19 protein-coding genes and 1 tRNA gene are annotated in these 24,177 nt (G+C 25.4%); 5 read left to right on the forward strand and 15 right to left on the reverse strand.

Annotated elements, in window-relative coordinates; all coding sequences use genetic code 4:
• Positions 1 to 8: 8 nt before the first annotated feature.
• From SGLAD_RS04145 to plsX, 4 genes are all read right to left on the reverse strand, one after another.
• Complete coding sequence (locus tag SGLAD_RS04145) at positions 9 to 2,960, reverse strand: AAA family ATPase (protein WP_134297883.1); 2,952 nt, start codon at positions 2,958 to 2,960, stop codon at positions 9 to 11.
• 134 nt (positions 2,961 to 3,094) lie between these two features.
• Entirely contained in the window at positions 3,095 to 4,900 is a 1,806-nt protein-coding gene (locus SGLAD_RS04150) for an ABC transporter permease (RefSeq protein WP_134297885.1), read from the reverse strand.
• A 69-nt stretch (positions 4,901 to 4,969) separates the two neighbouring features.
• Positions 4,970 to 5,662 (reverse strand): ribonuclease III, encoded by a 693-nt coding sequence (gene rnc, locus SGLAD_RS04155; protein WP_243831613.1) that lies wholly within the window; start codon positions 5,660 to 5,662, stop codon positions 4,970 to 4,972.
• Entirely contained in the window at positions 5,662 to 6,669 is a 1,008-nt protein-coding gene (plsX, locus tag SGLAD_RS04160; protein WP_134297891.1) for a phosphate acyltransferase PlsX, read from the reverse strand. Before plsX ends, rnc begins: the two co-directional genes overlap by 1 nt.
• 277 nt (positions 6,670 to 6,946) lie before the next feature.
• On the opposite strand from plsX, the gene SGLAD_RS04165 reads away from it, so the two are divergent.
• Together SGLAD_RS04165 and SGLAD_RS04170 are read left to right on the forward strand one after the other, a co-directional pair.
• Positions 6,947 to 7,957 (forward strand): ATP-binding cassette domain-containing protein, encoded by a 1,011-nt coding sequence (locus SGLAD_RS04165; RefSeq protein ID WP_166739176.1) that lies wholly within the window; start codon positions 6,947 to 6,949, stop codon positions 7,955 to 7,957.
• Positions 7,958 to 7,988: 31 nt separating this feature from the next.
• Entirely contained in the window at positions 7,989 to 8,864 is an 876-nt protein-coding gene (locus tag SGLAD_RS04170; RefSeq protein WP_134297896.1) for a hypothetical protein, read from the forward strand.
• 42 nt (positions 8,865 to 8,906) lie between these two features.
• Here the strand turns inward: SGLAD_RS04170 and SGLAD_RS04175 are convergent, their stop codons facing one another.
• Both SGLAD_RS04175 and SGLAD_RS04180 read right to left on the reverse strand, forming a co-directional pair.
• Positions 8,907 to 9,122, reverse strand: coding sequence for a hypothetical protein (locus SGLAD_RS04175; RefSeq protein ID WP_134297898.1), 216 nt, complete (start codon positions 9,120 to 9,122; stop codon positions 8,907 to 8,909).
• Positions 9,123 to 9,162: 40 nt separating this feature from the next.
• Entirely contained in the window at positions 9,163 to 13,056 is a 3,894-nt protein-coding gene (locus tag SGLAD_RS04180) for an FtsX-like permease family protein (RefSeq protein ID WP_166739177.1), read from the reverse strand.
• Positions 13,057 to 13,196: 140 nt separating this feature from the next.
• On the opposite strand from SGLAD_RS04180, the gene SGLAD_RS04185 reads away from it, so the two are divergent.
• Both SGLAD_RS04185 and rpmB read left to right on the forward strand, forming a co-directional pair.
• Entirely contained in the window at positions 13,197 to 13,697 is a 501-nt protein-coding gene (locus SGLAD_RS04185) for a hypothetical protein (RefSeq protein WP_134297903.1), read from the forward strand.
• A gap of 76 nt (positions 13,698 to 13,773) precedes the next feature.
• Entirely contained in the window at positions 13,774 to 13,974 is a 201-nt protein-coding gene (rpmB, locus tag SGLAD_RS04190; protein WP_134297906.1) for a 50S ribosomal protein L28, read from the forward strand.
• Between the two features lie 68 nt (positions 13,975 to 14,042).
• On the opposite strand, the gene SGLAD_RS04195 is transcribed toward rpmB, so the two are convergent.
• Positions 14,043 to 15,692, reverse strand: a complete 1,650-nt coding sequence (locus SGLAD_RS04195) for a DAK2 domain-containing protein (RefSeq protein WP_134297908.1) — start codon at positions 15,690 to 15,692, stop codon at positions 14,043 to 14,045.
• An 87-nt stretch (positions 15,693 to 15,779) separates the two neighbouring features.
• Entirely contained in the window at positions 15,780 to 16,091 is a 312-nt protein-coding gene (locus SGLAD_RS04200) for an Asp23/Gls24 family envelope stress response protein (RefSeq protein ID WP_243831614.1), read from the reverse strand.
• Between the two features lie 206 nt (positions 16,092 to 16,297).
• Here SGLAD_RS04200 and SGLAD_RS04205 point away from each other — a divergent pair.
• Positions 16,298 to 16,382: transfer RNA gene (locus SGLAD_RS04205), tRNA-Leu, on the forward strand.
• A gap of 68 nt (positions 16,383 to 16,450) precedes the next feature.
• Here SGLAD_RS04205 and SGLAD_RS04210 read toward each other — a convergent pair.
• From SGLAD_RS04210 to SGLAD_RS04240, 7 genes are all read right to left on the reverse strand, one after another.
• A complete protein-coding gene (locus tag SGLAD_RS04210; RefSeq protein WP_166739178.1) occupies positions 16,451 to 17,068 on the reverse strand; it encodes a thiamine diphosphokinase in 618 nt (205 codons plus the stop codon).
• Positions 17,058 to 17,735 carry a ribulose-phosphate 3-epimerase gene (gene rpe, locus SGLAD_RS04215; protein ID WP_134297913.1) on the reverse strand — a complete coding sequence of 226 codons (678 nt, stop codon included), beginning with the start codon at positions 17,733 to 17,735 and terminating at the stop codon, positions 17,058 to 17,060. Before rpe ends, SGLAD_RS04210 begins: the two co-directional genes overlap by 11 nt.
• Complete coding sequence (gene rsgA, locus SGLAD_RS04220; RefSeq protein ID WP_243831615.1) at positions 17,735 to 18,631, reverse strand: ribosome small subunit-dependent GTPase A; 897 nt, start codon at positions 18,629 to 18,631, stop codon at positions 17,735 to 17,737. Before rsgA ends, rpe begins: the two co-directional genes overlap by 1 nt.
• A 2-nt stretch (positions 18,632 to 18,633) precedes the next feature.
• Positions 18,634 to 19,647, reverse strand: coding sequence for a serine/threonine protein kinase (locus SGLAD_RS04225; RefSeq protein ID WP_134297921.1), 1,014 nt, complete (start codon positions 19,645 to 19,647; stop codon positions 18,634 to 18,636).
• Positions 19,648 to 19,699: 52 nt separating this feature from the next.
• Positions 19,700 to 20,458: a PP2C family protein-serine/threonine phosphatase gene (locus SGLAD_RS04230; RefSeq protein ID WP_134297923.1), complete on the reverse strand. Its 759-nt coding sequence runs from the start codon at positions 20,456 to 20,458 to the stop codon at positions 19,700 to 19,702.
• On the reverse strand, positions 20,448 to 21,521 hold the full coding sequence (rlmN, locus tag SGLAD_RS04235) for a dual-specificity RNA methyltransferase RlmN (RefSeq protein WP_134297925.1): 1,074 nt from the start codon (positions 21,519 to 21,521) through the stop codon (positions 20,448 to 20,450). The genes SGLAD_RS04230 and rlmN overlap by 11 nt, the downstream gene beginning before the upstream one ends.
• Before the next feature lie 63 nt (positions 21,522 to 21,584).
• Positions 21,585 to 24,122: a hypothetical protein gene (locus SGLAD_RS04240; protein WP_134297928.1), complete on the reverse strand. Its 2,538-nt coding sequence runs from the start codon at positions 24,120 to 24,122 to the stop codon at positions 21,585 to 21,587.
• Positions 24,123 to 24,177: the final 55 nt, after the last annotated feature.

Below are 24,177 nucleotides of genomic sequence, written 5' to 3' on the forward strand. Positions count from 1 at the left end.
TTTGCCTATTAATTTGTATTACTTAATTGTTTGGCTTCTATCAATTTTATTTGTACTAATTTAGTAATTCCTTTTTGTTGCATAGTTGCTCCAAATAAAACATCACAGTTTTCCATTGTCCCCATTCTGTGAGTAACAATCATAAATTGGGTATTTGAAGTAAATGTTTTTATATACTTAGCAAATCTTTCAACATTAGCAATATCTAAAGGAGCTTCAACCTCATCTAATATTACTAAAGGAATTGGTTTTACTTTTAATATCGAAAACAATACAGCTAGCGCAACTAGCGACTTTTCACCTCCTGAAAGTAAATTTAAGTTTATAATTTTTTTACCTGGTGGTGAAATTTTTATATCAATTCCTGTAGTTAAAATATCTTCTGGATTTGTATAAACTATTTGAGCAGTTCCTCCTCCAAATAAAGTTGAAAAAGTAACTGGTAATGCACTGTTTGCATCTTTTACTATATTTTTAAATTGGATTGTCATTTGTTCATCCATTTCATTAATAGCATCTTTTAAGTTATTAATTGAATCATTAATATCATTTGATTGTTCAACATAAGTTTGATATCTTTCGTTTTCAGCTTCAAATTCTTCAATAGAGTCAAAATTAATATTTCCTAATGAGTTTATTTCACTTCTTAATTGCTTAATTTTTTCTCTTGTTTTAGTTTCATCTTCAACGTTGGCTTCATTAGTTTCTAAGGCTGCTTCAAAAGTTAAATTATAATTTTCAGACAATCTCTCAACAGCTGTTTCTTTTTTATGAACTATTAAAGTGTGGTCAGAGTTTATTTTTTGATAATTGTCTTTATACGCTGAAAGCAGCTTTCGTTCTTCTTCTAATGATTCATTTAAAACATTTTGTTTTTCTATTGCTTTTTCTTTTAAATTTCTAATTACATTTAATTTTTGCTGAACTTCTTCTTTTTTAGTTTCATAATCTAAAATTTGTTTAGACATAGAAATAATTTGTTCGTCTAATGATTGGAATTGTTGTTCGTCATTATCTAAATCTTTTCCAGTAAGAACACGATATTCATCTTTTATTTCTAACAATTGCTTTTCTAATTGTTCTTTAGTTTTATTTGACGCTCCATATGAAGTTTGAATCTCCGCTTGTTCTTCTCTTAGTTTTTCAATTTCATTATTTATAAAATTAATTTTTTGATTTTTATTATTTTCTTGATTTTCAAGTTCTAATTTTTTTTCTTCATAACTTTTTATCTTTGTATTATCTGTTAATTGAGTATTTTTAACTTTTCTGCTTCCCCCAACAACAGCTCCGTGGGGTAAAATTCTTTGCCCATCAAGAGTTACAATGTTATATTTAAATTTTATAGTTTTTGCTGTTTCTATAGCATTATCATAATTCTCAACAACTATGTAATTTGCTAATAAGTAATCTAAAATTATTTGATACTTTTTTTCTATTTTTATTAATTGATTTGCAAAACCTACAAAACCATCTAAGTTTTGAACAGCAAACCTAATATCGTTAGGTAAATACGATGCAGTTAAGTTATCTAGTGGTAAAAATGTTGCATACCCAGCATTATTTTTTTTCAAAAATTCTATTGCTATTTTAACATCATTTGAATTTTTAGCAACAATATTTTGTGTAGCATTTTGCATCACACTTGCAATTGCTGTTTCAAATTTTTGATCAACATTTATTAATTCTTGAACAGTTCCAATGATTCCTGGTAATACTTTTTTATTTTCTATTATATTTTTTACACCTTCAAATAAACCTTCTAAAGAGTTTTTTCTTTGAATGATAGTTTCTAAAAATGATTCAACTTTTGCAATTTCTTTTCTCAATACTTCTGCTTCTTTGTTTAAAAAATATCTATTTTTACTATGTTCATCTAAACTTTCTCGTTTAGAGATTTTTTCAACTAAAAGTTTTGCTAATTTTTGTTCCTCAGATTTTAGTTTATCTTCGAGTTGTTTTGCTTTAGATTTTAAATCACTTATTTTAAATTCTTTATCGTCAATTTCAGATGTTCTTTTTTTAGATTCCAAATTTACTTTTGCAACTTTTAGATTACCAATATTTTCAACAATACTTTCAAATTCTTTATTCAATAATGATATCTCTTTATCATTTTCAAAAGCCTTTGAAGATATTTGTTTATTTTGTTCTGATCGAATTGAAATGTTTTTTTCTAAATCTTTAATAAGATTTTTTAGTTCAAACTTTTGATTTGTTAATTCTTTCGCTCTTTGTTTATATAATTGAATATCTTTTACAAGCACTGCAACTTCAATACTTTTTAATTCATTAAACTTATTTTGATATTCTTTTGCTTTAATTGATTGTCTCTTTAAAGTCGGTAGTTTTCTTTCAATTTCATTAATTATGTCATTGATTCTATCTAAATTATCTTGTGTTCTAGAAAGTTTTCTAACAGCATCTTCTTTTCTTTTTTTATAAACTGCAACACCTGCTGCTTCATCGAATAGTCTTCTTCTTTGTTCTGGACTAGATTCTACAAAATTAGAAATTGATCCTTGTGAAATTATTGCTAAGCTTGATTTAGTCAATCCTGTTTCTAAAGCAACTTCTTGGACATCTTTTAATCTTACTTGTGAGTTATTTATATAATATTCAGATTCTCTTGTTGTTAAAAAATACTTTCGTGTTATTGATACTTCATTATAATCTAAGGTTTTAAACGCTCTAGAACTGTTATCAAAAACAAGAGTAACTTCTGCCATGTTCAATCCTTTACGATCAGAACTCCCAGAAAAAACAATATCTTCCATTGAATCTCCACGTAGTGATTTAGAAGATTGCTCTCCTAAAGCTCACATAATTGCATCGGTAATATTTGATTTACCTGAACCATTTGGTCCTACAATTCCAGTCATTGCAAAATCATAGTTAATAACTACGGGTTCTGCAAACGACTTGAAACCAAAAGCTTCAATTCTTTTCAAAAATATCATTTTGTATCTCCTGTTTTGTATATAGCAATCCTATATAATCTAACTTACATTTGTATTATATATAGTTTTTTATAAAAAACATTTATTTTTTTAAAATATTGAAATTATAAATAAAAAAAACTTCTTAAGAAGTTTTAACTTATATCTAATTTTCTAAATCTATATATTGATAAAAACATCAGTACTACCCCAATAAATAAAATTAAAGAAATAAAGTATGAAGGGTCAAAATATTTATTATAAGTGTCTTTAGCAACTTTATTTGATGAATCCATGTCTAAACTATATAAAACGTAAGGTAAAAACATGTTTTCTTGTTTTTTTGAATTTATATATGAATCATTATATGGTTCAAATCATATATCATCATTATAAAATCCTGAATATTTTGTATAGAAACTTCAAGTTCCATAAAATGGGTTTATTGGGTTTATCACTTTTAAAGTATTACTTACTTTTTGAAATTTTAAAAGCTCTGAATCGTTTTGTAACCCTAACTCTGTTGCGCTGTAAAATATTGCAGTATACTTACTAAAGTATTTTTCTAATATTCTTGCTGTGTATAACATTGGTTGATAAAAATTACTATCAATCATTGCTGTAAGTTTGCCATCAATTTTATCTTGATCTCTTGAAAACGTTAAAGTTTCATTACTTGTCGGAGGAGAATAAGAGTCATCAACAGCATATCTGTACATTGATACAACATCTTCTTTTGTTAATTCAACAACTTCTTCTTTTGACTCAATAATTGCAGTAACTGTACTTTTATAATTATTGTCACTAGATAAATATAAATAATTTTCAAAAACTGTTGCTTGTTGTTTTTTCATATTAATTAGTTTTTCTTCAAGTTCTGTACAAAGATTTAAAAAATCATTTAATATCAATTTTTTATCATTATCAATTGATTCACTATCAATCATTTCTTGAATTTTTTCTTTTGATTTAAATTTACTTTGCAAATGTATATTTGCAGTAGCTTGAACTTGAGATCATTTATTTTTATTATTTGCAGCTTTTGGAGCTTTAAAAATATTTCCAGTATAAGTAATGACTTGACTATCTAGATTCTCATCTATTACATCTAATTCTGATTTTCAAAAGTTATTGTATAATTCTGCAAACATTTTGCTATCAGTTGAAGTGTCAGAAAGATATTTTGTAATCGAAGAGTGAGTTCCACTATAATCAGTTAAGTAATTATTAATTGCTTTAGATAAATATTTGTATTTTATTGTGCCGTTGTTTGTGTTTTTTTGAAGATCAAAAGCTTCATACATATCTTTTACATTAGTTATCATATTATTAGTTGGAGTAATTTTTGTAGTCTCATTACTTGTTCAAATTAGTTTTGCAGGTATGTTTGCAATAAATGATAATGACATTAGTAAAGTTGAAATAATTAACATTGGTTGTGAGCCCAAAAATAATATTAAAAATATAATGAAATTTGTTAATGAAACAATAGCTAAAATTGAATACGCTAAGAATATACTAGTTTTTTTTAAAACAAAACTTGTAATTTCAAAGCCATTAACAAAAAAATACATAACATTAAAAATTATAAATGCAAAAAAAACTGAAATAAGTATTGTAATCATAATTGTAATGTATTCAGCTCAAAAAAACTTTGATCGCGAAATATGGTTTGATAAAGTTATAAATATTGTTTTATCATCTAGCTTTCTTACAAAAAAGAAGCTTAAAATCCTAATTATTAATAAGAAAATAAAAACATTGACAAATATTATTACATAAAAATCAAATAACTGATTCATCATTTGTCCAGAGCTTACTAATGAAAAAACAATAGACACTGCAAGACTAAAAAAATTTGCCAATAATATAAAAATTAAAAATGTTTTTTCAAAAAATAAAATTTTGAATGAAAATTTTATTAAAGAAAAAAGAGAAATGTTGTTTAAATTCTTTTTCATAATCCACCTATATATCTTATATTATAACATACTTTTATAAATAAATTTTTAGATAGTCTCTTTAAATATCTATTTAATATTTTTGACTGTTTTAATTTTTGAAAGAGCATTTTTTGCAGCTTGTTGTTCTGCTTGTTTTTTATTAAAACCTTCTCCAATGCCATAAATCATTCCATCTAAAATACAATTAACTGTAAATAGAATTTTATTTTCATGTATTTTTTCTTGGTTAGCAATTATATAGCTTAAATCACTTCTTTTGTCGATTTGAATTAGTTCTTGTAACTCAGATTTAAAGTCTCGAATTGAATCTAAAAAATTATTAAGATTATTTTTATTAAAAATTGTTTGATTTAATCAATTATTTAATGCATCATTTCCTAAATCTAAATAAATAGCTGCTGTTACTGACTCATAAACATCTGCTAAAATTGTATCTTTTTCATAACCTTTAGCTTCATGCTCTCCGATTCCAAGTCTAATATAATTACCTAGTCCGATTGCTCTTGATAACTTAGCCAAAGTTTCTTGCCTTACTATAGAACTTCTATATTTAGTTAGAATACCTTCATTTGATTTTGGATAGTTTTTAAATAAATACTCACTTACTTTTTGTTGTAAAATAGCATCCCCTAAAAATTCTAGTCTTTGATAATTTTTTGCTCGCCTATTTTCATTAGAGTATGAATTATGTGTTAAAGCTTCTGCATATAAATCACTGTTGATTTGTTTAATTCCGATCTTTGCAAAAAATGATTTCACTATTTAATATTTAATGATGTTTTTAAATTACTAATAACATCATTTTTTATTGCGTTATATGTCATTTTTAATGTTGCGTAGAATGAAATTACATCACTAGATCCATGTGATTTGAAAGCAATTTTGTCAACTCCTAACACAATTGCACCTGCATGGTTTTTATAATCAAACTTTGCTTTAACTTCATTAAATGCTTTTTTTAATCTTAAAGCAGCTAATTTTCTAAATAAGGTTTTTGTGATCGCTTGCTTTATTTCAAATAATAAATTTTTTGCCATACCTTCTGCCGCTTTTAAAGTCATATTACCAGTATAACCATCCGTAACAACAACATCAACAAAACCTGAAGTTACATATCTAGATTCAATATTTCCATAAAAGTTAATTTGTGAGTTATTTTTTAACAATTCATAAGTTTTCTTATGAACTTCTGTTCCTTTCGAAGGTTCTTCGCCAATATTTAATAATGCAATTTTTGGTTCCTTAACTTTTAAAATTGATTTTGAATAAGCATTTGCCATTAATGCAAATTTTTCTAAATCTTCAGGATCAGATTCCAAATTAGCACCAACATCTAACAACAAAGTTACTTTATCTTTTATTAAAGTTGGAATGACAGGCATAAAAGCAGGTCTTTCAATACTTTCTAATCTTTTAATTATAAAAATACACCCTGCGATAAATGGAGCAGTAGCTCCACCTGTTGTTATCGCATCTGCTTTGCCATCTCTAACTAGTTCTAATGCTTTCACCATTGAAGAATCTTTTTTTCTTCTAATATCAATTATGCCATCTGTCATTTCAATAATTTCTTTACAATCTAAAAAATCTACTTGCTCAATATTATATTTTTTATTTTTTAATGCATTTTTTATTAAATCTTCTTTTCCTACAAAAATTATTTTTAAGTCTTTTTGCTCGCCTAAAAGTTTAATAGCAGCATCAACTGCTGGAATTAAACCATTATCCGAACCCATAACATCAAATGCTATTTTTTTATAATTCATAAATACCTCCTTAAAAATTATATATGAATTTTTCAAGTGTTTATTTTTATAAAAACATTTTTACATTTTAAAAATAATATTTTTTATTTTTATTTTTATTTTTTTTAAAGTAAAATTTCATTATTAAGAGGTCTAATTTAGTATTTATAGTATATTTTTTCAATATATAGCAAAGAAACATTACATTTTTTTGTTATTAAATATTTTTGCTCATAATTACTAGAAATAAAGGGGTTTTTAGTGTAAAATAAATTTAATTAAATTGAGGTGTTTTTTTTTGAAAGATTATGTAATAGAATTTAAAAATTATGAAAAAAAATTTAAAAAAGGAAAGATAGGACCATTAGATTTTAATATTGAAAAAGGAAAGATAACAGCTATTTTAGGGTCAAGCGGTAGTGGTAAGTCTGTTGCTATTAAAACTATGATTGGTGCAATTTCAAAGTTTTCTGGGGAAGTAAAAGTTTGTGGGTACTCAAAAAAGAAAAGAAATGCTCATTTAGCAAATAAATTTATAAGCTTTTATACACAAATGGATTTTTCTCTTTATGAAATGAATGTTGTTACATATTTAAAAAATATGAGCATTGTCTTAGGAATAAAAAGTTCTCAAAGAGATGAAATAATCGATTATTGATTAGAATTTTTTGATTTAAAAAAAGATAAAGATAAACAAATTAAAAACTTTTCATGAGGAATGCAAAATAGATTGAGTTTAATTATTTGCGCTATGAAAAACTCAGATATATTTGTTTTAGATGAACCAGGAGCGAATTTAGATTCAGCTTGACGTAACAAACTAAAAAACTTGCTAATAGATTACAAGAAAAAAGGAAAAACAATTTTATTTACTTCTCATAATATTGATGAAGTAAATGACTTAATTGATTATTATGTAATTCTTGGTGAAAACGGGAATCAAATGTTTAAAGGGTCAAAAGAAGAATTAGACTTATATTCTAAATACAAACTTTACTTTTGTGAAGATTTTGATTATGAAGGTTTAAAAACGTTTTTAAACAGCAAAAACATTAAGGTCTTTAAACATGATAAAATTGAAAACTCTATTGTTTTTGCAACAAGATCAACAAAAGAAATCAATTGAGTATTCTTATATTTGATTAAAGAGACAAGTCCTGTGCAAAACTTAGTCAGATTACCAATTAATATGAACTCAATTTACAAAGCTATTGAGGGTAAAGACACTATAAAAAAAGTAGAAACAAAAGATAGCAATAAAGTAGAAAAAGAAAGATTTTTAAACAAGAAAGAGATAGTTAAAAACTAATAATGAAGTTTTTAATATAGGTGGGAGTATTATGTATTACATTTTATGAGTCAGAAATAATTTATTTTATGTTCTAGATCAAAACAGAATATTGTATGGAATGTACAATGATTATCAAAAAGCATTAATAGTTTGTCAACAATTAAATAGAGGATATAATCCAATTGGAATAAACTCACAACCTATCACTTATCAATATCCCAATAATAACTTTTATAGACAAATGTCAATTAATTCGCCAATGCTTCCTTATAATTATAATCAACAAGTTCAAAATTATAATCAAATGGTTATGCCAACTCAATACGGAGTTGTTCAACCTTATGATAATCAAATGATTAAAAATCAATTACCTATAAATAACAACTTAGGTCAAGCACCTATAGCTTATCAAGAAAGTATAAATTTTCAACCGAATTATTCTAACCAAGTGGCAAATGACATTAGCTATGGTACAAATAATTATTTAGAAGAACCTATTGTTCAAAACTCTAACCTTAATTCCGTTCAACAAGCAAATCCAGTTCAACAAGCAAATCCAGTTCAACAAGCAACTCCAGTTCAACAAGCAACTCCAGTTCAACAAGCAACTCCAGTTCAACAAGCAACTCCAGTTCAACAAGCAACTCCTGTTCAACAAGCAACTCCTGTTCAGCATTCAGATTCAGAAACTGTTCAAGCGCAATATACAGTTCAAAAAGAAGTAAGCGATGAGCAAAATCTTCAAAATAATAATGAAAATGAAGAATGATACATTGACTCAAGTAAAATCAAAAACTTTATTGATAAATTCTCAAATGAAGATTTTGATTCAGCATCAGAAGATCAAGAAGTTGTTGAGTTAGATAATAAAAACGAAAAAAGTCTTTCAAGAAAAGAAAAAAGAAAACTAAAAAAAGAAAACTAAAATATTAAAAAATCTGATCGTTTTTAAAAATGATCAGATTTTTTATTTATCGTACTTAGCTTTATTTTCTTGTTGTCTCGCACTTCCTTCAGAACAACAAGGACATTTTTTTTCTAAACACACTTGGCAACTTATACATTTCAAACAACTTTTACATCCATGAAACGAACCCGAACAAACTCTACAAGTGTAGCAATTATGAGCTCCTCCAGGACAACAAGCATCTGTTGATGATGAATTTTGCTTTGGTAAAGGCATTTAAATCCCTCCTTAAATTATGTAATAATTATATCAAAAATTAATTAACCAAATAAGTTAGTGGTTGTTTTTTTATTTGTCACATCGCAGCTAATCAGCCAATTAACATGATTCCTCCAATTGCAATAAATGAAACAAAAGGAATATAAACTAAAATTGGTAAAGAAATTAAAACTTGAAGTTTGTTTCAAATTACAATTTTTACAATTCACCACATTAATCAAGACATACCGTACGCACCAAAGAACGTAATTAGTGATCCTGTTAAGTACCGACCCATCACCATTCAGTTAACTTGAATATCTTTATAACCCATCGACCTCATAATCGTTATTATATTAATGGCATCTGTTACGACAATATTCATAATAACTATTAATAATATAACTAATAATAAAATATCAATTAATATATACATTAACATCGTATTTGACATTTCTGCCATTATGGCATTAATAGCTGCTTTTAAAAGTGGAAGTACAACTAAGCTCATGTTTAAAGAACTTGCACTTAAAGCATATACCATCTTATCATCTGCGTCTTTAACAAATTTACTTATAAATGTTTTGATTGGTTCAAGTATTGCGTTTGGAATTTGAATATTGTTACTTTTTAAAATACTTTCAAAATTTTTAAAATAAATATCTAAAGAAGGTCCTATCCATTCTTTTGCATTAACTCCAGATGAAGTTAAGACTGTTGTAGTTGTGAGTTTATTTTCTAAGTTTAACTGAGATTGTTGTAATTTTTTTAAGTCAAAATCTCCCTCTAAACTTTTATTAATACTATATTTTTTATTAAAGAATTGCTCATCGTTTGGTATTAATTCATCTCCAAATCTTTTAAGTAAATAATTGTAATCTACAAATATATTTTGTGACATATTATCTGCAGAAACAATTCCTACAATATTTGCTTTTAATCCAATTGTCCCTTCCCTACCAAGTTGAAGGTCAAATGTATCTCCTACTGAAAGATTTAGAATTTTTGCAATTCTTTGCGAAACTAATACATTAGTATTAATCTCATTATCGTATCTTAATAATTCTAGCTGATTGTCTCCAATATCATTTATATTAAATATAGTTCTAGGATTTCCAAATTTACCAGTGGTATCAATAGCTATTACGTTAGTATTATCAATATCAATATTTTGGTTATTTGTTACATAAGAACTAATTCCATATGCTAATAAATCTGTACTTGAATTAAATAACACAGTATTTGAAGCTATAAATTGTTCATTAGTTTTATCATTAGAATTAAAATCTTTAATAGCAAATTCAGATATTCAACTTTTTAAAATTGTATTTAAATACTTATCTACTTCATTAACCTGAGTTTGGTCGTCATCTGTTCCATTTTGATTTCAAGATCCAGAGTTAACTTTACCACCTAAATAGTTTTTTAAAATATTTTGACGATATCCTTCAACATTATTACAATCACTATAACCAGTTTCTGTTGATACACATATATATTTAGCAACATCACTTAGTTTTACAGCATTATTTAAGTTTTCGTCTTTATTTTTAATGTGATAAAGATTGTTATCACTATCGCTTCACTTAGATACATTATCAAATAAGTTTTTTGCAGCCATTTTTTTTTCATCTAAACTTGTTTTTTGATCTAAAATTTTATTTAAATTTAATAACATATTATTCATTGCATTTTCGAATTGATTATCAGAAAGTTGGTCCAAAGGATAAGTTAAAGAAATAATGTTGTAAAAAATTGGCACTATTCTTTTGTAACTATCTAGAACCATTTCATCGATTTTTGCTTTGTTATTTGTTCTTAATATTGATATTTTTTCCATTAAAATTGATATTTGATCATATTTATTAAAATATTTTTTTCCTTCTTTTTCAATGAAATCTTCTACACTTCCAGCTTCATTATAATCAACATAATTTATTTTTGGTGTATTTGAACTATTGTCAACTACAATTTTATCTTTAATAGCTAATTTAGAGTTTCTTCAATAATTATAAATATGATTCGTGTCCTTTGTATAAATATTAAAAGCTCCATTTATCATATTATTGATTATTGGTAATGCTCTCATTTGAATTGTAAATAAAAACGAGCTAAAACCTATTAAAATCATTATTAAAATAAATTTACCTTTACCAAAGCTTATAAAGTTTTCTTGCATTCGATAGGAAAAACCTAAATCCTTTTTTTTCAAAAAGTATAATAATAGTCGATTAAATGCAAAATAAATTAAAGTTATAGGCACAGTTATATAAATTGCAATAGAAAGTCATTTGTAATTTTTTTGTTTTGGAGCATTGTTCATTAAGTCTAAAGCACCCTCATTTAGATAAGAATATATAACAAAATATGAAACTAATGCAAAGATTAATGGAATAATAAAAATTAAAACAACTAAAAAGATTGGATTTGTGTAAATTTGTTGATAGTCAAAAATTACAATATTTGCATATACTTCACTTGCAGCTTTTATTTGAAAAGGTATTGATAAAATATAGCCAAATATAATAGCAACAAACATCGTCATAAAGGTTTTTATACTAAATATTCAAGTTAACTCTCTTGTTTTATAACCAAGGGATTTAAAAACTCCTAGTTGTTTTCTTGTATTGTTAATTTCTTTTTTTAATACAAAAGTTATAAAAAAGAAAGCTAAGAATAATAAAATCCCTCCAATAATACTAAATATTCAAGTCATAATTTTTAGATTTGTTAATTTATCTATTTGCTCATGTTTTCCCATTGCTTTAAATGGAGTAATACCAGCAGATATCATTCCTTCAAAATTTATAGTTGGATCTGATACGATATAAGAATTCATATTATATTTAGAATTTTTTACCATTCTATCTTGGTCGATAGAAGCACTATTTGGCAACATAAAATTCTCACCTAAAAAGTTATTTGAAAATAAAACTTCTTCATTAAAAAATGACTTATCTACATAGATTTGAGAATAGTTATTAGTAGAATCTAAATAGCTTTCATGGCTTGGGGTTAATGCTGAATACTTATTTGCAATACCAATAATCCTAAAGTTTAAAGAGATTTTGCTATTAGCTTTTGTTGGATAACTTACTGAAAATGTATCCCCTATTTTTAAGTTATTTGACTTTAAAAATAAATCATTTACAAACGCTTCAATTTCACCACTATCTTTTGTAACTTCTTCTAAAATTGTTTTAGTTGATTTTTGAATAACTAAATTATTTAAATTAGCATCTTTTTGACTAGTTAACAATGAGTTATAACTTTCAATAGAGTAAGTGTGGTTTACATTTCCTACTGCTGATTTTGTATATAACTTTTGAAATACATTATAGTTTAAATCCTGTTCTTTTTGATTAATGATACTTAATATTTTATTTGTGATATATGATTGAATATTTCTCGAACTATTAAAGAGTGCCATTTCTTCAAAGACTTCTGATTTGAAGACATTGGCAAATTTAATTGTTGTATTACCTTCATCGTCAACAACATACGAGTGTTCTTTTGAATTTTGATTTTTTTTGTCAGGTTCTACTTTTACTTTGTACTCGTAATCTTTTCCACCTCTTGAAAGGTAATAACAAAAGTTATAAATTATATCTGCTTTAAATTGCAAAGCGGCATTTTCATCTACTTTTTTAATTTTATTTGAATGTTCTACTCAATTGTTTACATAATCATCAATTAACTCATGTGCTTCATTTGTAAATCACCCAAAACCATCAGTATATTGTTTTGTAATTTTAACAGTTTCTTGTTCGTAATTTATTTTGTAAGGATTACCTTTATACAAAACATCATCCATAAAATTAGGATTATATCTAAACTTATATTGCATTTGAGTATCTCATTGATTTGTATTATTTTTAATGCTTTGTGCTTTTAAAGAAAGTTGCAAAGGAGTTGCTAACATACCCATAACTATCATTGTAAAGATAGACAAAAAAAGAATTGTCCCTAGGGTTTCAACTCAAGATTTTATAAAAAGTTTTAGATAAGATTTGAATATATTTCTCATACATTTCCTTTATAATTTAATTATATATAAAAAATAATAAATAAGTGTTTAAATTAAGGGGAATTATGGATTTTGCGTTATTATTTGAAGTAGTATTTGATATTTTATTTTTTATTAACTTTAGAAGTTATGCAAAAAGTGGGTTGTCAAATTATATAATAGATAAAAAAATTTTTAGACACTACTTAATATGAGGTTTAATAGAATTTATAATAATTTTAATTTTTTTAATATGTGCTGTGTTATTTATAACCTTAAAATTAGGAAGCGATTATGTCACAAGCTTTTATATTTATATTGGGGTTTTTAGCTTTTTTGCTTTACTTTTAGAAATTAAACAAGCTAGTTTTTCAATTAATTTAGTAATTTTAAGCAAAGAACTAAACAAAGTTTATAAGATAAAATTTAAAAATATTATTTATGTAATTTTAATTATTTTACTACCAATTATAGGATATTTTATCAATATAATTTATTACAATATTTTAAAAAAAATAGCTATAGAAAGCGGTTACTCTTTTGAAAAATATTTGAAAAATAAGAAAAGTAATGACAAACTTGTATAAAATCAATAATTATTTATAAATCTATTGTTTTTAAACTATAAATGATATATTATATTCTAGTCCGAGGTGAAAAATTATGGCAAGAAAAGACGACTTAACTAATAAAGGACCATTATCTGGAAGTTCAAGATCACATGCTATGAACTCAAATAAGAGAAAATGGAATTTGAATTTACAAAAAGTTCAAGTAATGGATGAAAACGGAAAAGTAATGACTTTGAAAGTATCTGCAAGAACCTTAAGAACTTTAAAAAAACATAATCAATTAGTTAAATAATAAGATCCTTTATAATATTGGATCTTTTTATTTGCTCAAATAAAAAAGAGCTAAAAGCTCTAAAATTATTATTCTATTCCTATAATAAACGAATAGACTTCTTGTCCTCCATCAACCACTTCATATTCAACATCAAAATTTTCATCAAGTAATTTTCTTAAATCATTAACATCTTTAAAAGTAGCATCAACTCCTGTAAATATAGTTATTATTTCAGTTTTTGAAGATATATATTTTGCTAAAACCTTAGTAAATAGATCAATTAGCTTATCAGCTGACATGATTACTTTTTTGTCAACTGTAATCATAAATTGACCTTCTTTTACAACAACTCCATCAATTGTTGCATCTCTTGCTGCTTTGTTAATTGATACTGATGTTACATTTTTTAATGATTTTACGATATTTGATTCATTTTTCTTAATTGATTCTTCTGGATCTAAACTTAAATAACCAGTCATTCCTTGTGGAATAGTTTTTGTATCCAAAACAACAACTTTTGATAGCTTTTCAACTTCTTTTGCTTGTTTTGCAGCAAGTAAAACATTACTATCATTTGGGAAAATGTATACAACTTCTGAATCAACTGCTTCAATTGCTTTTAAAAAGTCATTGGTTGAAGGATTCATTTTAGAACCTCCATCAATCACATAATCAATATTTAATTCTTCTTTGAAGTACTTTGCCATTCCTCTTGAACGAACAACAGCAATGGTTGCATATTTTTTTGATAATGTTCTTTGTTTTTGTGCAGCTTCGCTTGCACCACTTCCACCTTCAGATTCTGTTTTAACTTGATGTTCTGCTTGAATGGTCATATTTTCTACTTTAATAGTTTTAAATTCTCCATATTGTTGCAAGTAAGTTAAAACTTGTCCCGGCATAAGTGCATGGGTGTGTATTTTCATAATATCTTCATCAATAACAACAACAATTGATGAGTTACCATATTGTTCTAATTGAGATCTTATTGGATCTACTTTTAATTTATTTGTTCAGTCACTATTTAGCATAACAATAGTTTCAGTACAATATCCAAATTCATCTTCAATATTTAAATCTAAATTTCCACCATTATTTTCTTCTAACTTTTTCAATTTTTGAACCGGTTTAAAGTTAACAGCATAGTGTTGAACTCCTTCTAAAAATTTTACAAGTCCATATCCACCACTATCAACAACTCCAACCTCTTTTAAAGCTGGCAATAAATTCGGTGTGTTTTCTAAAGATTTATTAGCTACTTCAATGGTTTGTTCTCAAAATGTTTTAACATCAATTGAATTATCATTGATTGAATTTACAAATTCACTTGTTTCACGAACAACTGTTAACATTGTTCCTTCTACTGGTTTCATAACAGCTGCATAGGCAACTTCTTTAGCGTTTGTAAATGCTTCTTTTCAAGTGTTAATATTTAAAGTATCGCTGTTTTTCATTGCATTTGAAAAACCTTTAATGATTTGAGAAAAAATAACTCCAGAGTTTCCTCTAGCTCCCATTATTAATCCTCTTGCAAACTTTGCCATTAATGCTCCGATACTATCAAATTTTTCTTTTTCTATTTCGGCTAATCCATTGGTACAAGTTAAATTCATATTAGTTCCAGTATCTCCATCTGGTACTGGGAAAACATTTAACTTGTCAATGTGTGGGTAATTATTATATAAATTATTAACTCCACTAGTGATCATGCCTTTTAAAATTTCTACATCTTTCATAGTATTATCACCTTCTAGTATTTTTTTGTTTTTTTTATAGATAATAAAAAAATTGCAAATAAATTTGCCAGTTATATTAAATTGAAGTTACAAGATTTCTAGATCATCTATTGCAACATCAACCATATAATTTCGCACAAATTGGTTTTGTTTTTCCAACTCATACTTTACACGCGTTTGAATTTCACTAACAACTTCTCTTATATTTACACCATTTATTAAAATAATATGAATCTTTATTCTTATCACTTCTGCTGCAGAAGAAATTTCTACAGCTTGACTAATATCATTTGTTTTTATATCTTGGTCTAACTTCGCACTGCTGTTTGCAAAAGAAATTACACCAGGAACTGTAACAATAATATCTTTGATTACATCAAAAATAAGTTGATCAACCACTAAGATACCTCCAAACATGATTTGTAAATATAAAGTAGCTAGATGAAAATTTCAAACTAGTACAAAAATATTTTATCATTAACTAATAATAATAAAAAGTCTTTATTTAAGATTTTTTATGAATAAATATTTTTTATTTTTAAAATTGTAATAATTTTATATTTATTTTGGCAAAGTTCATTATTTTGTTTATAATTATCAAGTATGCCCTCTTGGCGGAATTGGTAGACGCAGCAGACTCAAAATCTGCCGAGTAAAATCGTATCGGTTCGACTCCGATAGAGGGCACCATTATTAAAAACAAGTTATCAAAATGATATTAAAAAATCTCCTATTTAAAAAAAGGAGATTTTTTATACTTATTTATTGAAAATTATTAAAATTGACTTATCTGTTTTTATAATTGCATCTTGATTGTTTAAAAAACAATTTGAATATGCTCTAGTCGAATAAGGTAATAACATTAAATCTTCAACTTCATATTTTAAACCTTTTATTGTAATTGATGTTTGATGAATAGGAAATAATGTTATGTAAGTGTAGTCTTGATATTTTTCAAATTCAATTTTATTCTCTCCTTTTTGTAAACAAAACATAAATGAGCTTTCATTAAACACTTTAACTCTTTCTTTTGTACAAAACTCAATTAAACTTAAGTTCATATCAACTCTTTTAGTTGGTTTTACTAACATTAATATTTCTGTTGCTCCAAGTTCATATGCTTTTTGAATAGCTTCTTTTCCATCTAAATAATCTTTTTCGTTATTTAATTGAATAAAATCTTCTGAGTTATTTTTAATTAATTCAAGTTCTTCGTTTAAAACATGATCAAAATCACTTATGGCAATATCAACTTTAAAACCTTTATTAATAATATCCAAACAACCTCTTTCAACTCCGATCAATCAATGAGTTTTAGAATAATAAGTTAAATTAATATTATTTTCACAAGCTATAATTAAAAATTTAGTTTTCAATTTCTCTCACCCTTTTAATTAATTCTTCATCAGATAAATTGTCAACAAGATAACTACCAGCAACCAAAATATCTGCTCCTGCATTTTTTGCAATCATAAAGGTTGTTTGATTTATGCCACCATCAACTTGAACGTTATATTTATAATTATTTTTTTGTTTTAAAGCTTTTAAAGCTTTTATTTTTTCTAAGCTATTGTCAATAAATTTTTGACCTCCAAAACCAGGATAAACACTCATAATTAAAATATTATCTAATTCGCTATAATATTTTTTTATTGAATCTATACTTGTATTTGGATTTAAAGCAAGTGATGCTCTAATTTGATTTTGTTGACAAACTTTTATAAACTCTTTAACTTGTTCGCAATTAATAGCTTCAATATGTAATGTAATTTGTTTGACATTTTCTAAAATAAAAGGTTTTAAATATTGTTCCACAGACATATTTTTAATTTCAACCATTAAATGCAAATCCATATTAAAGTTAAATTTATTTGTAATGTCTTTCAAGATTTTAGGTCCAAAACTTAAATTTGGAACAAAATGATAATCCATAACATCATAATGAATTCATTCAATATTAGCTTTTTGAAATTTTTTTAGTTGAGTCTCTAAATTTAAAAAATCAGCTGTTAATATACTGGGTGCTACAATAGTTTTTTTCATTAATTTTTCTTCTTTCTTTCTAAATCTAAAATTTCATTTTGCATTTTTAGATAGTCTTCATAGATAAATAATGGAAACTCTTTATTTTCTACAAGTTTTTTTATAGCACATCCAGGAGTCTCTCTAAAATGTAAACAATTATTAAATTTACAATCATTAATATGTTTTGCAAAAAAAGCATAACTTTGAGCTAATTCGCTTTGCTCGATTGATTTAAAGTTAAATGATGAGAAACCTGGTGTATCTCCTATTAAAGCTTTTTTATAAATGAATAATTCATTTTTAGTAGTTGTGTGTTTCCCTCTGTTTAAAGCTTTAGAAATTTCTTGAGTTTTCTCAAGTGCTGTTGGAATAATGTGATTTAAAGTTGTAGATTTACCAGCACCAGTTTGACCAGTGAATACAGAAACTTTTGATTCTAATATTTTTAAAAAGGCTTTTCATTCTTTATTTGTTTCAACCATATTGTTTATTAAAAAAATTTCATAACCTATTTTTTTGTAATCGTTTGCTATTTCTCATACTTTACTATCTTTTTTCAATAAATCTACTTTTGTAAAAGCTAAAACAGGTTTTATATTAACAAATTCAATAAAAGCTAAATATTTATTTAAAGTAAATGAGTTAAAATCTGGTTCTTTTACAGATGTAATAATTACTACTTGATCTACGTTTGCTATTCTTGGTCGATATAATTCGTTTGTTCTTTTTTTTATTTCTAAAATTGATCCTTTTAAATTAGTTTCGTCTAAAATTTCAAATCGCACATAATCACCAGTTATAGGACTTTGTTTTTGGTGTCTTAATTTCCCTATCGTTTTACATTCATATAATTTATTTTCAAAATAAACATATGCATACTCACTTATTATTTTTAAAATTATTCCTACTAACATAATTATATTAAAATAACAACCAAAAATAGAGCAATAAGAATAATAAGAATAATAGATATACCAACAAAAAAAGTTGTTTTATTAATTAAAGGTAACTTATCATATACTGAACCAATATTTATTTTACGATCTTTTTTTTCATCACTTAAAATTGTTTTTATATGATAATTATAAGGTTTTGGAGCATCACTTACTTTTATTTTTTGCAAATCATTATAAACATCTTTTGTAGAAGAATATCTATTTTCAGGATTTTTTTCAATCATTTTTAAAATGATGTTTTCCAAACTTTGAGGAATTGTAGGGTTAACTAGTCTTGGAGGTACTGGTTTATTTTTTACTTGTTTTCTTGCAATTTGATGAGCATCTTTTCCAGGAAAAGCAGCCACTCCAGTTGCACACTCGTATAACATTAATCCTAGTGAATATATATCACTTTCTGGAGTTGCTCTTTTTTTCATAATTACTTCAGGAGACATATATCTTGGTGTACCAATTGTTTTTGTTTCTTCTTTTGTATAACCTTCCATTATTGAGATTCCAAAGTCACCTAACTTAACTTCTCCTGCTTTTGTTAATAAAACATTATCTGGTTTAATATCTCTATGAATGATTTTTAATCTATGAGCTTCATATAGAGCTAAACAAAGTTTTCCAAAGTAATATTTAAGTTCACTTAATGTCATTGCCCCTAAATAATTAAATTTATCTTTTAAAGTTCCGCCTTCAACACATTCTAAAACTATATATCACTCATCATGTTGTTGAATAACATCAAAAAGCTTTATAACATTAGGGTTTTCTCCTAATTTTGCAAAAGCTTCTTTTTCTATTTCAAATCTTTCTTGACCAATTTCTGGTTCTTTAATTTTTTGAGTATTAATAATTTTTATAGCTACAGTTGTATTTGTAAAAATATCGATTGCTTTTACAACTGAAGCCATACCGCCAGACCCTAAGTTACTAATAACTTTATAACGGTCTGCTAAAAATTGTCCTTCTAAAATATCGCTCATGTTTAGTGCCCTTCTTAAAAATAATTATACAACAAAAAAAGCAAAGTAAATATTACTCTGCTTCAATAATCAAAATGGAAAGATTGTCTGTTGATACATTATCTTTTGCATCTTCAATAATCTCTAACCCTTTTTCTTTTAATTTCATTTTCTTATTTGCTAAAACAGCTGCTACTAAATCTTCATCAATATAATCATGAATACCATCAGTTGTTAAAATATATGTTCCTTCTGGTATTTCGATAAAATAAGTATCAATTTTTAAAGTCTTTTGAGGACCTAAAGCACTTGTTAAAACTTTTCAAAAAGTCACATCGTTTGCTCTTTCATAAAGTCCTGACATTTGTATGTCTCTTCTTTCTGCTTCTGGAGTTGAGTTTCATAGATTTTGATCTAATGTTATTTGAAATAACTTATCATCAACAAGTTTGTATGTTCTAGAATCTCCAATGTTAACAACAAAACCCCCAAGTTCTGTAAATAATATTGCAGTTAAAGTTGTGCCCATATCTTTTGTTGTGAAATTATCATTTGAATATTCCACCATTTCATTAACAATTTCACCAATACAGTTTCTCAATCATCTGTTCACAGTTTTTTGATTTTCACCTTTAAAACTATGGTTATTAAATAACTCCATAAACTTTTCAACTGCCATTTTTGATGCTATTTCTCCGTGAGCATGACCACCCATACCATCACAAACAATGCCAAATGCATCTCCATCTTTATTAATAGCAAAATCTAAGTAATCTTGATTTGATTTTCTATAATTACCAACATCAGTTAGCTTGGCATGTTTAAATTTCATTTTTGATTACTCCTTCTCGTTTTGCTCTTAACTGTCCGCAAGCAGCATCAATGTCTGCTCCAAATTCTTTTCTAACTATTGCATTAATACCTTCTTTTTTTAATACCTTGAAGAATTCATCAACTTTTTTAGATTTTTTGTATGGATTTTCTTCAACTTCATTGTAAGGAATTAGATTAACATAACCATTAATGCCTCTAATTAATTTAGCTAATTCTAAAGCATGTTCACGTCTATCATTAACATCATCAATTAAAATATACTCAAAAGTTATTCTTCTGTTAGTCATTTGAATATAATATTTTACAGCTTCTATTAGTTTTTCAATTGGGAATGCTTTATTAATAGGCATCATTGAATTTCTAATTTCATTATTTGAAGCATGTAAAGAAATTGCTAAATTAATTTGAGTTTTCATATTAGCAAATTCTATTATTTTTGGTACAACTCCACATGTTGATAAAGTTATATGTCTTGCTCCTATTTGAAAACCCTTAGGTTCATTAATGATATCTATAAATTTCATAACATTATTAAAATTATCAAATGGTTCGCCAATTCCCATTACAACAATATGACTAACTCTTGCTCTAGGACTTTCTAAATCATCTTTATACTTTTCTTTTAATAAGCAATTCATTGTAAAAATTTGTCTAACTATCTCATCTGTTTCTAAATTTCTTTCAGTTTTGATTAGGCCAGAAGCACAAAATTTACAAGCCATTTTACATCCAACTTGAGTTGTAACACAAACTGACTGTCCATACTTTTGGGGCATCAAAACAGTTTCAATTGTTCTTTTGTCATCAAGCATAAACAAAATTTTAATTGTTCCATCTTTTGATTCTTTAATAACTAAACTTGATAAAGGTTTTGCTTCAAAGTTTTGTACTAAAAAATCTCTTAAAGATTTACTCAAATTAGTCATGTTATTAAAATCTGTTTCTAATTTAACATAAATTCAATCAAATATTTGTTGTGCTGAAAACTTATTAAAATTATTATTTATTAAAATTTCTTGTAAGTCTTTTATTGAATATTTAAAAATACTATTTTTTTCCATATATATAACTCCAATAGAGATTTTAACATATTTATTGTTTTAATTTATTATGGATATTTGCAATTATTTTTTTATTCTTTTTTTTATGATTAAACAAATCGCTACTAAAAGTATAATCACTCCAGGAACAACAATAGAAGGAATTAATATTTTTTTAATATCTGTTTTTTCTTCCTTAGTTTTTTTATTTGTCTCATCATTAGATTCTTTAGGTTCATCTTTGTTGCTTTCTGTTTCATTTGGATTATCTTGGTCTTGATTTTTATAAACAAACTTTATAGGTTCATTTCTACCTGTTCTTGTGAAAAGATTTAAACGTGTTAAAATATTTTTATTTAGGTTAACAATAAGTTTGTTATTTTCTTTTTTATATGTTGTTTTAATTTGAGAAAGATCTACATAGTATTTGTTTAAGTCAATTGTATAAGTTTTTAAATCATCAGCTTCAATTTCTTGGACTGGTGAGTTTTTAAATTTATCAAATGTGTAGAAATCATAATATCATTTTTTACTTTGATAGTTAATAGTGGCTTTTACTTTTTTTTCTACTTCTGAACGATAATAAATTTTTCCTTTACTATAAACTAAATCACTATCATCTACATTAACAATAACTTTACTTAAATCAATTTTATCAACATTATAAAAACCAACATCTAATGATTCGCTTGAATTACTAATAAAAAAATTATTTATAAAAAACTCTTCAATATCTTGTGCTAAACAATTTATAGTTACTTCAATTTGAATTTTCAAGTTATCAGATATAAATTTAAATTTAAAAGAACCTGATTCTTTTGCGTAGACACTAAAGTTTTTTCCTTCAACTTTAACTTCAATTTCTTTATTTAAATTTATTACAGTTACTTTGTCTTCTGAGTGAAGTTTGTCAAATACATATTCATTTAAAGAACCTTTATAAACATCATATTCTTTTTTATTTAATTCAAATCCATAGTCTGAATTTGACATATCAACTTCTAATGTTGTTGGCAATAATGAGTTACTTGCATAAAAAGTAACTTTTTCTAACTTATCACTTTTTGCTTTAATTAAATATTTATTTTTGTCATATTTAATAACTTCTACTCCAGATGTGTTTTTAAAATAAATATTTTTTAATTCATTTGCATTTTCTATATAAATAACTTTTTCATCTCCATGTGATAATTGAATAAAATTATCACTTAAAATAATATTTTTGAATTCAATTTCATTATCAGAGACTGGACTTTCTTTTAAAGTTTTTAATACTGTTGAGTTTTTTGAAACGTGGAATCTTGTGTATTTAACTTCATCAAAGCTATTTATTTTTGTATTTTTACCATTAGATGTACAATAAGAGTTATAACTAACACTTAAATCATATAGTTTTTCATTATCTTTATTTTTTATAATGAACGGGAGTGTAGATACTCCAATACCTTCTTTATTAATAATTGATTTTAGTTTTATTTCCTCAGGACTGTTTTTAATTAATTTACTTTTAAACGTAGTAAAGTCAAAATTATAACCATTTTCTAACAAATGCTTTAAGCTAGTCATTGAACGCTCATAATCACTAAAAAAAGAAAATAAGCGCATAGCATTGTATCCATTAATCTGATCAACAATAGTTATTTTAACCATCCGATTGTCACTTTTTCTTCTTAAAAATAAATTAACTCGTTGAAACTCTTTAAAATTAGCACCTGTGTCTATGTAAGAATAGTCGACAAAATTATAATTATAGTATTTATAATATTTGCCAAGTTTTCCACCCTTGTGTTCTCAGTTTAAATATACTTTTTGATTAGAAAATCACCCTTCTTCTAAATTTCATAAATCATATTCATTAATATCTGCTTTTATATCTTTATCGCTTGTTATAAACCTTAGTTTTAAAGTTTCTAAAAATAGAGAGCTTAATAATGGATCTAGAAATTTAGTTCCATTATTAACCGCACTTATTTCTCTTTCGTATTTATAAGTTCCCGAAATAGTTAGTCCTTTTTTTTCTTTTGATTCTCTAGTGACAGTTAAGTTTATTGAGTATTGAGTATATTGAAAAACATAATCGTTAAATAAAGAAGCTTCATATAAAACATTTTTATATACTTGTTGTTTTTTTAAATCAACATCAAATGTGTAATCCTTATTTGCTAATGCTATATCTTCTATATCTATAACTCCATTGCTATCTGCATATTTTGTTATAGATATAAATTCTGAACTTAATTCCGAGAACTCAAAATAAGGTTCTAAACTATTAACACCTAAATCACTTAAAGAAATAAAGACATTAAAATCTCGTTTGGCGTAATAAGTATTACCATCAAAGTTAATCTCGTTATCTTCTTTAAGTCTACTATTGTTATATATACTTGTTACAAGTTGTTTTGGTTTTACAATAATTTCTTTTTCATAAGTACCATTTTGTAATTTTGTTTCCTTATTTTTATAAGTATGATCATATTTATAACGTTTATCGTTACTTACTATTGAATTAATATTATTAGTAGTTGATAAGTTTTTATCTTTTTTATTTGATGTAAACCCAAAAGCGAGTGATGCACCAAAAAACATTACTAAAGTAATTACTAATCTTTTAAGTTTTTTCATATTTCCTCCCTTAAATAAAATCGAAGAAAAAATTATAAATATGTCGTTAAATTAT

The sequence above is a fragment of the Spiroplasma gladiatoris genome, from assembly GCF_004379335.1.
In the GTDB taxonomy this organism is placed as follows: domain Bacteria; phylum Bacillota_I; class Bacilli_A; order Mycoplasmatales; family Mycoplasmataceae; genus Spiroplasma_A; species Spiroplasma_A gladiatoris.